12 protein-coding genes are annotated in these 13,749 nt (G+C 60.6%); 3 read left to right on the forward strand and 9 right to left on the reverse strand.

Translation table 11 applies throughout. The features are described from left to right. Positions 1-128 precede the first annotated feature (128 nt). The 3 genes from PHU01S_RS14270 to PHU01S_RS26695 are packed head-to-tail and all read right to left on the reverse strand — an operon-like array spanning position 129 to position 3,665. A complete protein-coding gene (locus PHU01S_RS14270; protein ID WP_164763071.1) occupies positions 129-1,766 on the reverse strand; it encodes a response regulator in 1,638 nt (545 codons plus the stop codon). After that, positions 1,741-2,757 (reverse strand): sensor histidine kinase, encoded by a 1,017-nt coding sequence (locus PHU01S_RS14275; protein WP_307721807.1) that lies wholly within the window; start codon positions 2,755-2,757, stop codon positions 1,741-1,743. The genes PHU01S_RS14270 and PHU01S_RS14275 overlap by 26 nt, the downstream gene beginning before the upstream one ends. Further along, the gene (locus PHU01S_RS26695) at positions 2,712-3,665 is read right to left on the reverse strand and encodes a hypothetical protein (RefSeq protein ID WP_246029235.1); all 954 of its coding nucleotides are present in this window, start codon (positions 3,663-3,665) and stop codon (positions 2,712-2,714) included. Before PHU01S_RS26695 ends, PHU01S_RS14275 begins: the two co-directional genes overlap by 46 nt. Positions 3,666-3,881: 216 nt before the next feature. On the opposite strand from PHU01S_RS26695, the gene PHU01S_RS14280 reads away from it, so the two are divergent. From PHU01S_RS14280 to PHU01S_RS14290, 3 genes are all read left to right on the forward strand, one after another. After that, the gene (locus tag PHU01S_RS14280) at positions 3,882-4,823 is read left to right on the forward strand and encodes an ABC transporter permease (RefSeq protein ID WP_048746705.1); all 942 of its coding nucleotides are present in this window, start codon (positions 3,882-3,884) and stop codon (positions 4,821-4,823) included. Next, positions 4,823-5,785: a carbohydrate ABC transporter permease gene (locus PHU01S_RS14285; RefSeq protein ID WP_232313054.1), complete on the forward strand. Its 963-nt coding sequence runs from the start codon at positions 4,823-4,825 to the stop codon at positions 5,783-5,785. The genes PHU01S_RS14280 and PHU01S_RS14285 overlap by 1 nt, the downstream gene beginning before the upstream one ends. Positions 5,786-6,512: 727 nt before the next feature. After that, on the forward strand, positions 6,513-8,009 hold the full coding sequence (locus PHU01S_RS14290; protein ID WP_048746707.1) for an ABC transporter substrate-binding protein: 1,497 nt from the start codon (positions 6,513-6,515) through the stop codon (positions 8,007-8,009). Between the two features lie 484 nt (positions 8,010-8,493). Here the strand turns inward: PHU01S_RS14290 and PHU01S_RS14295 are convergent, their stop codons facing one another. The 6 genes from PHU01S_RS14295 to nikB form a co-directional block, all read right to left on the reverse strand. Then, positions 8,494-8,982, reverse strand: a complete 489-nt coding sequence (locus tag PHU01S_RS14295) for a hypothetical protein (protein WP_127508117.1) — start codon at positions 8,980-8,982, stop codon at positions 8,494-8,496. 80 nt (positions 8,983-9,062) lie between these two features. Next, positions 9,063-10,397: an MATE family efflux transporter gene (locus PHU01S_RS14300; RefSeq protein ID WP_127508119.1), complete on the reverse strand. Its 1,335-nt coding sequence runs from the start codon at positions 10,395-10,397 to the stop codon at positions 9,063-9,065. Continuing rightward, positions 10,394-11,179, reverse strand: a complete 786-nt coding sequence (locus tag PHU01S_RS14305) for an ABC transporter ATP-binding protein (protein WP_246029236.1) — start codon at positions 11,177-11,179, stop codon at positions 10,394-10,396. Before PHU01S_RS14305 ends, PHU01S_RS14300 begins: the two co-directional genes overlap by 4 nt. Next, positions 11,163-11,993, reverse strand: coding sequence for an ATP-binding cassette domain-containing protein (locus PHU01S_RS14310; protein ID WP_021877546.1), 831 nt, complete (start codon positions 11,991-11,993; stop codon positions 11,163-11,165). Before PHU01S_RS14310 ends, PHU01S_RS14305 begins: the two co-directional genes overlap by 17 nt. Continuing rightward, entirely contained in the window at positions 11,993-12,808 is an 816-nt protein-coding gene (gene nikC, locus PHU01S_RS14315; protein WP_049868081.1) for a nickel transporter permease, read from the reverse strand. Before nikC ends, PHU01S_RS14310 begins: the two co-directional genes overlap by 1 nt. After that, positions 12,805-13,749 carry a nickel ABC transporter permease gene (gene nikB / locus PHU01S_RS14320; RefSeq protein WP_127508121.1) on the reverse strand — a complete coding sequence of 315 codons (945 nt, stop codon included), beginning with the start codon at positions 13,747-13,749 and terminating at the stop codon, positions 12,805-12,807. Before nikB ends, nikC begins: the two co-directional genes overlap by 4 nt.

A 13,749-nucleotide genomic window follows, 5' to 3' on the forward strand; every position in this document is an offset into this window, starting at 1 on the left:
TTCCGCTTAAGCATCCCGCTTAGATTTCGAGTGAGCCCCGTGCTTTCTTGCATTCGGCACTTTGCTTCGAGCTCCGCCCGCATGCAGCATCCAGTCCATATGATTTTCGGCCCCAAGCGGCGGAAGTCCTACACCAGCCTGCGAAATTGGGACGGAGGAACGCCGACGAGCTTTTTGAAATGCTTGTAGAAATGCGCCGTATCCCAGTAACCGACCGCTTTGGCGATGTCATGGGTTTTCATCCCCGTGCCGCGAAGCAGCTCCATCGCCTTGTCGATCCGCACCCGGTGCAGGCAGTCGGAGAAGCTGTGGCCGGTCTCTTTGTGGATGAGCTGGCCGAGATAGACCGGATTGACATGGTAGGCGGCGCCGAGCGTTTTGAGCGAATAGTCGTGCATGTAAGAAGTCTGGATTTCAGCCAGAATCTGGCGCACGACCGGGCTTTGCTCCTGCCTGGCGCCAAGCGCCTGCAAGGCGGTCCGGGCGATTCGCCGCACCTGCTCCTTGAGCTCCGCGAGGGAATTGCAGCGGTACAGATCGGCGGCGGCTCCCTGAAAGGGAGGAAGATCCCCCTGCTGAAGCGCATCCCCTGCCTGCCGCTTCAATTCCAGCACCATCTCCGCTGCACCCAGCCGGACATCCTCGGGCCGGACATGGGAGCTGCCGGCCAATTCATCCAGGTCTCGGCTGATTTTCTCCAGCAAAGCCTCCTCGTCCAGCGCTAGCAGCAGCCTGCCGTACGTTTCGATCTGAATGGAGGGGCGTGCCGGACCGCAAGACGGATCCTCGGAAACGGCTGCAACCTCCTCATAAGCGAGAAGCATCTTCTCCGGATGAAGGAGAGCGTACTCCAGAGAGGTCTGCGCCTTGCGGTAAGAAAGCGGGGCTTGGCCGAAGCCTATCTCCGCCGTACCCGCTCCGATGCGCAGAGGACGGCGGATCGGCGACCCCAGCTCCCGCCTAAGCGCCAGCAGCATAGAATGGGCCTGCCTCAGCGTTCCGGCCTCTGCGTCCGGAAGTCCGAGCAGGATGACAAGGCGGTCGTTGTCGTCGAGGAACAGCAGATGTGGCCTGCCGGTCTGCCCCAGCCAGGCCGAGGCGGCGGAGCGGATATTCTCCGGGGAACAGGCTTCGGGCATCGAGCCGCCGGCAGGTCTGCTTGAGGAGGATGCTGCCGAGGCATCTCCAGCCGCAGCGTCACAGGCCTCTCCTGCAGCGTCCCATGCTGCAACGGCAGCAAGAACGCACGGGCTGTCCAGCTTGAGTCCCAGGAATTCCGCCCGCGCCTCCCATTGCTCGGCGCTGATGCGGCCGTTCATCCAGCGGTACATGATGTTGTCGCGGACAAGCTCCACCTGCTCGCCGGTGAGCGTTTCGATCCGGGCGCGGTTCAGCTTCTCCACCGTGGCGCGCAGCGTTTCGGCCAGCTCCGCCATGTCGATCGGCTTGAGCAGATAGTTTTCGATGCCCAGGCGCATGCCTTCCCTTACGTAGTCGAATTCGCTGTACCCGCTCAAAATGATGCATTTCAGAGCCGGATTCCGGCTGCGGCAGGCGCGGATGAGCTCAATCCCGTTCATCTCCGGCATGGAGATATCCGTGATCAGAATATCGACTGCCGCCTCGGAAGCTTCCATGTCCTGCAGCGCCAGAAGGCCGTCCTCGGATTCGCCGGCCAGCCTCAGCTGCAGGGAAGTCCAGTCGACGAGGCGGGCGAGGCCTTCCAGGATGAACGGCTCGTCATCTACGATCCAGACGTTGTACATGATCTTCCTCCTTTGCATAGAGGGGCAGGCGGAGCGTGATCCGCGTGCCTTTGCCCTTTTGGCTGGCCAGGCTGAGGCCGTAGCCGTCGCCGAATTGAAGCCGGATGCGCTCGTTCACGTTGCGCAGACCGATGGAAGACCCGGCAGCCGGACCGCTTACTGCTGGCGGCGGCGCTATGGACGCCCCGTCGGCGGGAGACGAGTCCACGGCTCCGCCATGCGAGCGTCCCGCGAGCTGCTTCTGGATGGCGAGCAGACGGTCGATCTCCATGCCTTTGCCGTTATCCTCCACCTCGATGATCAGGCAGGACTCGCCGTTCGCCTCTTCCTTCCGGGCGGAGATGTCGATCCGGTTATCCGGCGACTTCGGGTTGAACCCGTGCACGACGGCGTTCTCCGCCAGCGGCTGCAGGCAGAGCTTCAGCAGCGGAGCTTCGCGGAGGCCATCCTCGATCTTGATGGAATAGTGGAGCTTGTCACGATGACGAATGCGATGCAGCTCCAGGTATTGGCGGCAGTAAGCCATCTCGTCCTCCAGCCTGACAATCGTCTCGGGCCGCACGGAATAACGGAAGAGGGAGGCGAGCACGAACGTCATTTCGCCGACGTCGTCGGCTCCCTGGATCATGGCGCGCATCCGGATCGCCTCCAGCGTGTTGTAGAGAAAATGCGGGTTGATCTGCGCCTGCAGCGCCATCAGCTCGGCCTGCTTTTGCCTGGCATCCGACACATAGACCTGATCGATATAGGCGCGCAGCTCCTCCAGCATGCCGTTGAAGGTCGAGGAAATCTCGCCGAGCTCGTCCTGGCTCCCCACCGGCACCCGAATCGAGAGATTGCCCTGCTTGGCCTGCTTCATCGCCCGGATGAGTATCCTTGTTCTGCGCGCGTGCCGGTAGACGGCGCCGTAAGCGAGACCGATCATGATGAGGATGCCCAGAGCGGTCAGCGTGAACAGCTTGAGCTTGAGCCCCTTGTACTGCCGCTCCATCTCGGCGGCCGGCACGATCGCGCCGACGAACAGATTGCTTCGCGGCGTCCAAAGGGCGGACGTATAGGAAGCCCGGTCGAGCTTGGCGTACCCTTGGGAAGCGAGCAGCGGCTGCATGTGCGGATAGCTGCCATGCCACTTGCCGGAGGAGTCGAACAGCACCTGCCCGTTCGGATAGAGGACGAGCTGGGAGCCCATCGCGGTGCCGGGATCGCTGCGCAGCAGGTTTCGAATGCCCTCGGCGCTGTAAGTGACGAGCAGGGCGCCTTCATTTTGCAGCGTATCCGGATCGTTGATATCGAAAGGAAGGTATAATCGCCGCTGCCAAGACCGAGGATCGAGTTCAGCCCGGCCGTTCGGGAGCTTGCCGTCCGGCTGCCGCGCATGGCGTCGATCGCACGCTGAACGTCGTCTCCGTCGCGGCTGATCCAGCTGATTCCCTGCGTGTTGCTGCTGTTGAACACGAAGAAGAAGCGCTGGCTGCGGCTGTACAAGGCGATCTGGCGGATGTCGTCCTTCTTCTTCATCTGGGCCCGGACATAGGTCTCGATGTTCCGGTCCTCCGAGCCGCCGGAGGCGATATATTGGTTCAGCCGGTTCTGGATATAAGAAGGAAAGTCGTAGCGGAGGCAGTAGAGCAGATCGCTCAGCACCGGCTGGTTCTGATAGAGAGTCAGCATGATGTCCTGCGCCTGGTCGAGCCGCTGGTCCAGGTAGCGGCTGACGCTGCCAGCCGTCTCGGCCTGCAGCCCGCGCTCCTTGCCCAGCACGGAGTCCCGCGAATAGCTGTACACAAGCGCTCCCAGCGAGCAGAAGGTGACGATCGTGACGAGGGAAAAAACGAGGATGATGCCGTTGAACAGCTTGGAACGGAAATAGATATGGTAGATTTCGGTCAGTTTGGCCAAGTCCGGTTCCCTCCAGCGTCAGTATGCAGCCAGCCTTACCATAGCATGAAGGGGATAGGCGGGCAATGGAATCGGAGGCGCCGGGAAGCGGCTTGGCGGGATTACCTTTAATCTGTACATCAAAGCTAAAGTATCGTCTCTACTTGGGCGCAAATTTGCCGTGCTACAGTTGAAGGGCCGGTAATACCGAGGCAAACTTCGGAAGGGGGACAACACATGAATAGGCTTGCAACCGCATTCCGGGATCTACGGCGGAACGGCGCGTTCCTCCTGATGGTGCTGCCGGGAGCCGCCTGGTTCATCCTGTTCTGCTATCTGCCGATGCCGGGGGCGATCTTCGCTTTCAAGGAGTTCCGCGTCGATCTTGGCGGCGGATTTTTCGGAGCGATCTTCCGCTCGGAATGGGTCGGATTCAAAAACTTCGAATTCCTGTTCAAAGCCCATGACGCTTATATCATTACGAGAAACACGGTTCTCTACAATCTCGTGTTCATCGTCCTCGGTCTCGTCTGCTCGGTCGCGATGGCGCTGCTGCTCTTCCAGCTGACGCAGAAGCGGCTCGCCAAGCTGTACCAGACGGCGATGTTCATGCCTTATTTCCTTTCTTGGGTCATCGTCAGCTACTTCACGTTCAGCTTCCTGAGCGTGGACAAGGGCGTCGTCAACCAGCTGCTCGGCACGCTCGGCGTCCAGCCGATCGACTGGTATTCCGATCCCAAGTATTGGCCGTACATCCTCGTGTTCATGAACCTGTGGAAGGGAGTCGGCTACTCCAGCGTCATCTATCTGGCGGCCATCGCAGGCATCGACAAAACCTATTACGAGGCGGCGATGATCGATGGAGCGAGCAAATGGCAGCAGACCTTGCGCATTACGCTGCCGCTCATCCGGCCGATGATGATCATCCTCACGATCCTGGCGGTCGGCGGCATTTTCCGGGCGGACTTCGGCTTGTTCTTCCAGATTCCGCGAGATTCCGGAGCGCTCTTCCCGGTCACCAACGTCATCGATACGTATGTCTACCGCTCGCTCAAGGTGCTGGGAGACTTCGGCATGAGCACCGCAGCCGGCCTGTATCAGTCCGTCGTCGGCCTGATCCTCGTGCTGACCACGAACAAGATCGTCAAAAAAATCAATGAAGAGCAGGCGTTGTTCTGATGAGCATGATCCCGAAAACCGCAGGCGCCGCCGCTGTGCCGGCCGGAACGAGCCGCCGCAGCCGCGACTTCCACCGCCTCTCGCCGTTCTGGAACACCATTTTCCATCTCGTATCCGGGGGCTTCGCTCTGGCCTGCGTGTTCCCGTTCCTTTTCGTCGTCATCATTTCCCTGACGAGGGAGCAGTCGCTGCTCGAGGTCGGCTACCGGATCATTCCGGATGCCTTGAGCCTTAGCGCTTACCGCTATATTTTCCAAACGGGCGACCAGCTGCTGCAATCCTATCTCGTCACGATTACCATCACGGTGCTGGGAACGCTGCTTACGGTCGTGATGACGACTCTGTATGCGTACGCATTATCCCGAAAAAGCTTCAAGTACCGCGGTTTCTTCTCGTTTCTGGCCTTCTTCACGATGCTGTTCAGCGGCGGCCTCGTGCCGACGTACATCGTCGTGACGCAGTTCCTGCACCTCAAGGATACGCTGTGGGCGCTCATCCTGCCGATGGCGATGAACGCCTTCAACATTCTCGTGCTGCGCACGTTTTTCCAGACGATGGTGCCCGATCCGATCATCGAGTCCGGCAAAATCGACGGAGCGGGGGAGTTCCGCGCGCTGTTCAGCCTCGTGCTGCCGATCTCGCTGCCCGGACTCGCCACGATCGCCCTGTTCAGCACGCTGGGCTACTGGAACGACTGGTTCAACGCGCTGCTCTACATCGACTCCAACCAGCTCGTTCCGCTGCAGGCGCTGCTGATGCGGATCCAGAACAGTATGCAGTTCATCATCCAGAACTCGTCGCTGCTGAGCAGCGGCCAGAGCAAGGAGATGATCCGCTCGCTGCCGCAGGAGACGTCGCGGATGGCGATGGTCGTGCTGGCCACCGGCCCGATCGTGCTGGCGTATCCGTTCTTCCAGCGGTATTTCATCCAGGGGCTGACGATCGGGGCTGTGAAGGACTGAGCGGCTGCTTCAGGCTGCTCGGATCAAAGGCTGAAGAACGTTTGATGCCGCTCGCGCCGGGGCTGAAGACGGAGTGATGCCGCTCCGCGCCAGGGCTGATGACAACGTGCTGCCGCTCCGCGCCAGGGCTGGTCGGAGTGATGCCGCTCCGCAGGCGGATGGCCGTTCCGATCGCTGTTGAAGTCCGGATTTCCTCGATTAGATGAAATTCAAGGTGGAAATCCGGCCTTCAAAGGCGAACGCTGACGCTTCTCCACGGCCATCTCGCCTGCTCCGGGCATCCGCTTCAGCCCAATAGGCATCGGCCGTCGCCGCGCAGCCCGCTCCGGCTTTACGGATTCGTGCCGCAGCCGTCGTCGCGCAGCCACGCTCCGGCAATAGGAAGCCGAAGCTTATGGCACTCCTCCGACACTTGCACTCTGCCGACCGGAACACAAGGGGCCTTCGCCGAGCCTGTTCCCGGCCGCTATCGGACATACGATCCGCTATTTGGCCGATTCGCACGGAAATGGACTTTTATCGGACATGAGATCCGTTATTTGCCCGGAAAAGGGCGATTTAGGTGCTGGAAGAAGGAAATAGCGGAACGTATGTCCGATAGATTCGGCGTCAAGGGTGGAGAAGCGCCCGAGATCTCGGAAAGCAGCCGATTCAACGAATATTTGCGGCCGCCCTCTGTACCGGGTGTCCCTGAATAGATAATCTTATACTTACGGGGGATGAGAACATGAAGAAACGGATGGGAATCATGGCCCTGCTCCTGCTGGCGGGAGCTGTAGCCGGCTGCTCCGGCGGCAATAGCAATAATAGCGGCGGCAATGCCGCAGCGGGCAATACCGGAGCGGCGGCCAACGCCGGAACGCCGAAGGCGGACGAGAAGCCGGTCAATCTGGTCTGGTACACAATCGGCACGCCGCCGAAGGATCTGGCCGCCGTCAACGATGAAATCAACAAGTATATCAAAGACAAGATCAACGCCACCGTCGAGATGAAGATGCTGGACTGGGGCGATTATTCCCAAAAGATGCAGATTACGATCAATTCCGGCGAAAATTATGACATCGCTTTCACCAGCTCATGGGCCAACGATTATTTCGCCAACGCCAAAAAAGGCGCCTTCTACGAGCTGGACGGCCTGCTCGACAAGCAGGGCGCAGGCATCAAGCAGGCGCTGAACCCGGCCTTCCTCGAAGGCACCAAGGTGAACGGCCACAACTACGGCGTGCCGACGAACAAGGAGCTGCCGCAGCAGCGCGTATTCCGCTTCAACAAGACGTATGTCGACAAGCTGGGACTGGACATCAGCAGCGTGCGCACGATCGACGACCTGGAGCCGCTGCTCAAAACGTTCAAGGAAAAAGAACCGGGCATCGCTCCGATTCCGGCCAAAATCGCGGAGTTCCTGCCTTTCGACCTTCCCGTCAACGATCTGCCGTTCATCGGCGTGCCGCTGAAAACGACGGATTACAAGCTGATCAACGTCTGGGATACGCCGGAAGCGATGAGCTATCTCAAAACGATGCACAAATACTATGAAGCCGGCTACCTGCCGCGCGACGTAGCGACGCAGAAGGATGCAGGCGATTACTTCAAGACGGGCAAATGGCTCGTGGACGTCGCCGACGCCCAGCCATACGCCGACAACCTGTGGTCCGCCGACGCCGGCTACGAAGTCGTTTCGAAGCCGATGCAGGACCCGATTACGTTCAACTGGTCGGTAGCAGGTTCCCTGCAGGCCATCAATGCCAAGTCCAAGCATCCCGAGAAAGCGATGGAGTTCCTGAACCTGCTGTATACGGATGCGAATCTGATCAACCTCGTCGACTTCGGCATCGAAGGCAAGCACTACAAGAAAACGGGCGAAAAGGTGAAGGAGACGATTCCGGACAGCGGCTACGGCTTCCCGGCGTTCTCCGTCGGCAACATGATGCTGACGTACCTGAATCCGACCGATCCGGCCGACAAATGGGAAAAGTTCAAGGAATTCAACGAGTCCGCGACGAACGCTCCGCTGCTCGGCTTCCAGCTCGATACGAGCAGCATCACGACCGAGCTTGCGAACTTGAAGAACACGAAGGAAGCCGTCTACAACGGCCTGTTCTCGGGGACGCTTGATCCGGAGAAGAATATCGCCCAGATCAACCAGAAGCTGAAAGACAACGGCCTCGATAAAGTGATGGCCGAGGTCCAGAAGCAGATCGACGCCTGGAAAGCGTCCAAGTAAGTCCCCTTTATATTCGAAGAGGCGCCACGAAGCTCAAAGGCAGCCATCTCGTGAATGCCAGGAAAGCGTCCAAATAACCTTGCGTAATAAATAAACAGGCGTCCTGAAGCCAAGCTGGCTCGGGGACGCCTGTTTTTTGTCTTCCCAATATTCGCGGCAGAGGTTATAGGGGAGTTACTAGAGAATTCGAGCGGCCGTCGAGGCCGGGTCCGAGGAGCAGGCTGAGCAGCAGGAACCCGAGATTTAAGAGAAAAGGCTGAGCAGCAGCAAGCTTAGCAAGGTTGGGGGCACAGCAGCCTGCCCAAGTCGGGAAGCCAACTTTTTATTTTTTGCGAGCCTCCGGGAAACCGGAAAAAGACAGCTCCCGAAGATGCTAGAGGCTGTCTTTTTTTTGTATGAATCCCTCAAATCCTTAACTCCTCAATTCCTGTTCTTGGTCCTCAGTCTTACCGTCCTTGACTCTCATTCCTACTGTCATTGACTCTCAGTCCTGCCGTCCTCCACTCTCAGTCCTGCCGTCCTTGAACTCCTCCGTCTCCCCGCTCTGAACCCGCCAGTCCACGAGAACCAGAGCGTTAACGATCAGCACATAGACGGGGTATGCGAACATCGCCCCCAGAAGCATCAGCCCGATGGCGGGGTTGGGCTTGTCTCCCGGATCCGCAATCGGGAAGAAAGAGGCGAACGCATAGAAAAACAACGCCGAATAGGGAAGCCACAAAAGCGCGGATATATAGCGGCTGCGCTTTTTCCCGAATTTCCTCCTCGTCCAGACATAAGCGAGCACGGTCACGGCAAGCCAGAGGGCCGCAGGAAAGCCTTCTGTGATAAGACTCATCTGCGACCGGCTCCAGCCGGTGAGCCGTTCGATCCGATAGTAGTTGGCGCCAAGCTCGAAATAGATCGTGAACGGCAGCGCATAAAGCGCGCTGGCCAGGTTGAGCCTCAGGAAGCCCAGAGTGAATCTCTTCATGGCGTTCTCTTCTTTCTCCCTTATATTCCCTGTCAGCATTGACGATTGGGGAGGGGAAAAAGACGATCGGCCAAGCTTTCTCAAAAACGAGAGGCTTCTGCAGGACGCTTTTGCAATCCGGGCAGATACAGGAGCAGAAAGACCGATCGCGCGGCGGCGAAGACGGTGAAGGCCGCCCATAAGCCGTCATTTCCCCAGGCAGGCAAGAAGAGAAGGGAGCCGGCTGCAAATGCGGCCAAGGAGAGCAGCATGGAGTTTCGGATCGGACCCGTCTCCGTCAAGCCGGTAAAGACGCCGTAGAAGGTAATTCCCGCTCCCGCTGCGGCGGGAAACAGCGTCAGCCAGCCGCTATAGGCGAGCGCGCTGCGGATTACCTCGGGGCTGCTGGCGAAGAGAGGAATCAGCGCCTCCTTGAACGTCTGGTAGAGCAGCGTCATCAGCAGCGCCGCCGCAGCTGTCCAGAACCAGGTGAGCCGAATCGTGCGGCGCAGCAGCGCGGCATTGCCGGACCCTTTGGCTTGGCCGGCATACAGGCTCCCGGCGTTCCCGATTCCGTCATAGAGATAGGCCATGAAATAATGGATCTGAAGCAGGATGGCGTTCGCGGCCAGAAATGTCGTGCCTAGAGATGCGCTCGCCGCCGTGAAGCCGTTGATCATTCCGAGCAGGCACAAGGTTCGGATGAACAGATCGGCGTTGGCCCGGAACATCCCCGCCCATCCGCCTGCTCCAAGGGCCGCCGCCGCGCCCGGCAGGCTAAGCCGGAAATGGGGAGAACGCAGCACAAAGGCCAGGCCGAGCAGCAGGGAGCCGCTCTCCGCGATCAGGAGGGCCCAGGCCGCGCCGGCCGCTCCCCAGGACAGCGTCTGCACGAACAGCAGGGCCAGCACGAGATTGAGCATGTTGGCGCCGATTTGGAGGATCAGCGTTTGGCGGATATGAGCCATTCCGAGCAGCCAGCCCAGAATCGCGTAGTTGGCGAGCGTCACGGGAGCGCCCCAGACGCGGATGCCGTAGTATTGCCAGGCGAAGCGGGCGACGTCGGGATCGGGCTTGTACAGTGCGATAAAGCCGGAGAAGATCGGCTTTTGCAGCAGGATGAAAGCGAGGCCGAGCAGCAGGGAGACCGCCAGCGGGCGGATGAGCTGGGCGGAAGCCCGCTCCATGTCACTGCTTCCCCGGGCTTGCGCCGCAAACCCCGAGGTGCTGACCCTCAGGAAGCCGAACAGCCAGTAGAGGGTGTTGAATAAAACGACCGCCAGAGCTGTGCCCCCAAGCACGGCGGGATCCCCGAGGTTCCCGACGACCGCGGTGTCGACCATGCCCAGAAGAGGCGTTGACAGCGTTGCGGCCGTGAGCGGGAGGACGAGCCGCAAGTAAGCGCGGTGTCCGGGAAGGGAAGAAGGGTCGCTCATTCCTGAAAGACCTCCAGCAGCAGCTTCGTGTAGTCGTGGCGGACGTCGTCGAACAGCTCGTTGTTGCGGAACCGGTCGACGATATGCCCGTTTCGCATGACCATCGTCTCGTCGCTCATGAAGTGGACGGCCGCCAGATCATGGGAGATGAACAGGCAGGACAGCGACAGCTCCTTCCGCAAGTCCTTGAGCAGATCCAGAACGGCCGCCTGGGTGGTCATGTCGAGGCTGGCCGTCGGCTCGTCCAGCACGAGGAAGGCCGGAGCCGAGCTGATCGCTCTGGCGATGGCGATCCGCTGCTTCTGCCCGCCGCTCAGCTCATGGGGATAGCTGCCCATGGTCGAGGCAGGCAGGCGCACCAGCTCAAGAAGCGCTGCGGCGGCTGCCTCCCTTCCCGGCGGTACGCCGTCCAGGATTGCAGGGCGGAACCCTCTCCGCTGGTCAAGCGGCTCCAGGAGGGAGTCGATGATGCGCAGGCGCGGATTGAGAGAAGCGGCGGGATTCTGGAAGACGGCTCCCATCTGCGGCCGGACTTGCATGAGCTTGGCTCTGGAGGCTTTGGCAAGCGGCTCGCCCCGAAACGCAATTTCGCCTTCATCCCAACCGCTCAAGGTGAGCAGGCAGCGTGCCAGCGTGCTTTTGCCGCTGCCGCTTTCGCCGACGATGCCGAGGCATTCGCCTTTCTTCAGCTCGAAGCTGACGTCATGCAGCACCGCTTTGCCGCCGTAATTTTTGCGGACGTTCCGGACGGTCAACAGGGGGGCATTATCGTGGATGGTCAAGAGGATCTTCTCCTTCCAGGCCGGCGGAGGCGGCCAGCCGCTCCGGCATCTCGCGCCGCAGCGGGGGAATGGAAGCGATCAGCCGCCGGGAATAAGGATGGGCGGGATGCTCCAGCACCTGGCGGGCGGACCCGGTCTCCACGATGCTTCCCGTCCTCATGACCGCGATCCGGTCCGCATGCCTTCGGGCATGCCTCAAGTCATGGGTGATCCAAATAATCGAGATGCCGAAGCGGGATTTGGCGGCGTCGAGCAGTCCCAGCACTTTGCGCGAGGAGAGGCTGTCCAGCGCTGTTGTAGGCTCATCTGCAATCAGCAGCTTAGGACGCAGCAGCAGGGCGGCGGCGATGGCGGCGCGCTGGAGCTGGCCGCCGCTCAGCTGGTAAGGATAGCTGCCGAACACCCGCTCTGCAGGGAGGCCCGCCTGCTCCAGCTCCTCCAGGCATCGCTGCCTGCGGTCGCGGGCAGCAAGGGATAAATGGGCTTCGAGCAGCTCCGTCAGCTGGGAGCCGATCGTCAGGAACGGGGTGAACGTATTCCGGTAATCCTGGAACACGTAGCTGATTTCGCTGCCGAGCAGCCGGCGCCGAGACTTGGCGTCCAGGCGGAGCAGCTCAAGCCCGTTCCAGAGAATCGATCCGCTGCATGACAGCGGCCGGGGCAGCAAGCCTCCGATGGCGGCTGCGGTCAGCGACTTGCCGCTGCCGCTTTCCCCGGCGAGCCCGAGCCATTCCCCGTCCTGCAGCTCGAGGCTCAGCGAGCGGACCAGCTCCTGGCTTCCGCTGCGGATGGAAAGCTTCGATATCGCGAGCATTATTCCGCTCCTCCTTTGAGCTTGACGTCGTACCGGTCGCGCAGCCGGTTGCCCGCGAAGCCGGCGAGCAGCACGGCGGCCATGACGGCCAGGCCGGGTGCGAGCATCAGATGGGGCGCCGCATGGAAATAGGCGCGCCCTTCGCTCAGCATGGAGCCCCATTCCGGCGCCGGCGGCTGGGAGCCGAGGCCGAGGTAGGACAAGGAGGCCATCAGCAGGATGATCTTGCCGAGATCCGCGGCCGCGAGCGCAGCGACATGGCCCATTGCATGCGGAAGGATATGCTTGAGAACCAAACGGACCGGCGAGAGGCCGCTGAGCAGAGCCATGGCGGCGTAGTCCTTTTCTTTTTCTGCCAGCGCCACGCTGCGTGCGAGACGGGCATAGCGGACCCATTTCACAGCGATGACGGCTATGAGCATGGACATGAGCCCGGGTCCCAGAAGCGCGCTCAGAATGATGGCGGACAGGTAATCGGGAAACGTCATGAAGCCGTCGATGATCGGCTTGAAGATGCTGTCCGTACGGCCGCCCTTCATCCCGGACAGCAGTCCGAGGGGCACGCCTATGGCGATGGAGACGAGCAGGACGGCCAGGCCGATCCCGATGGTGGGACGGGCCCCGGCGATGATTCTCGCCAGCAGGTCGCGTCCCAGATGGTCCGTGCCGAGCCAGTGCTCCGTTCCCGGCGGCAGCAGGCGTTCTCCCATGGAGATCTCATACGGATTCCAGGGAGTGGGAGAAGGAATTGAGAATAGGGCGACAGCCGCTGCGGCAGCAATCAGCATGCCGGCGTTTCGCATGGTTGTGTTCATGAATGGCGAAGCTCCTTTCGTGCCAGTTCGGGATTGGCAAGCCGGCAAGCCGCCTCCGTCGAACGGTTGACGAGAAGGATGAACAAGGCGGCGAACAGCACATAGCCCATGATGACGGGATAGTCGCGGGCAGACACCGCATCGACGATCCATTTGCCGATGCCCGGGTAATTGAACAAGGTTTCAATGACGACCGTTCCTCCGAGCAGGCTGGCCAGGCTTTCGCCGAGCAGCGTCAGCAGAGGGACGAGGCTGTGCCGCAGCTGATGCCGGACAAAGATGCGGAAAGGATGAATGCCGCGAGCCCGCGCCGACAGGATGAACTCCTGGCTCCCGCTTTCGATCAGGCTGGAGCGGATCAGGCCGACGTAGAGGGCTGCCATGGACAGGCCCAGCGTTGCGGAAGGCAGGATGAGAGAGGCGATTCCCTCGCTGCCCATCGGGGGAAGCAGCTGAAGGCGAACCGCGAACAGATCGATCAGCAGCAGTCCGAGCCAGAAGCTGGGCATGGAAGAAACGGCTGCCGACATATAGCGGCTCATCCGATCCAGCCATCGGTTCCGATGCCTGGCGGCGAGCGCTCCAAGCGGCAGGGAGACGAGCAGCATGACGAGCAGCGAACCGGCTGCAAGCGCCAGCGTGTTCGGGAGCTTCTCGGCGAATTCGGCCGCGACCGGCCGTCCGCTCAAGTAGGAGGAGCCTAAGTCCAGCTTAAGAAGCTGGGACAGCCAAATGCCGTACTGGCGGTACAGCGGCAGATCGAGTCCGAGCTCCTTACGGATTCCTCCCATCTGGTCCTGGGTCGCCGCCATCTCGTCCACCCGCAGGATGCCCCGGACGGGATCTCCCGGCACAAGCTTCAGCAGGCAAAAGCTCAGGAAGGTGAGGCCGAGCAGGAATACAAGCAGGCGCAAAACTTTTCTGGCGATGGACGCAGCCAT

The organism is Paenibacillus humicus NBRC 102415, from assembly GCF_004000905.1.
In the GTDB taxonomy this organism is placed as follows: Bacteria; Bacillota; Bacilli; order Paenibacillales; family Paenibacillaceae; genus Paenibacillus_O; species Paenibacillus_O humicus.

Bases quoted from the DNA above. Each gene is read 5' to 3' on its own strand.
- PHU01S_RS14270 (WP_164763071.1), bottom strand. From the start codon at position 1,766: ATGTACAACGTCTGGATCGTAGATGACGAGCCGTTCATCCTGGAAGGC.
- PHU01S_RS14275 (WP_307721807.1), bottom strand. From the start codon at position 2,757: ATGGAGCGGCAGTACAAGGGGCTCAAGCTCAAGCTGTTCACGCTGACC.
- PHU01S_RS14280 (WP_048746705.1), top strand. From the start codon at position 3,882: ATGAATAGGCTTGCAACCGCATTCCGGGATCTACGGCGGAACGGCGCG.
- PHU01S_RS14285 (WP_232313054.1), top strand. From the start codon at position 4,823: ATGAGCATGATCCCGAAAACCGCAGGCGCCGCCGCTGTGCCGGCCGGA.
- PHU01S_RS14290 (WP_048746707.1), top strand. From the start codon at position 6,513: ATGAAGAAACGGATGGGAATCATGGCCCTGCTCCTGCTGGCGGGAGCT.
- PHU01S_RS14295 (WP_127508117.1), bottom strand. From the start codon at position 8,982: ATGAAGAGATTCACTCTGGGCTTCCTGAGGCTCAACCTGGCCAGCGCG.
- PHU01S_RS14300 (WP_127508119.1), bottom strand. From the start codon at position 10,397: ATGAGCGACCCTTCTTCCCTTCCCGGACACCGCGCTTACTTGCGGCTC.
- PHU01S_RS14310 (WP_021877546.1), bottom strand. From the start codon at position 11,993: ATGCTCGCGATATCGAAGCTTTCCATCCGCAGCGGAAGCCAGGAGCTG.
- nikC (WP_049868081.1), bottom strand. From the start codon at position 12,808: ATGAACACAACCATGCGAAACGCCGGCATGCTGATTGCTGCCGCAGCG.
- nikB (WP_127508121.1), bottom strand. From the start codon at position 13,749: ATGGCTGCGTCCATCGCCAGAAAAGTTTTGCGCCTGCTTGTATTCCTG.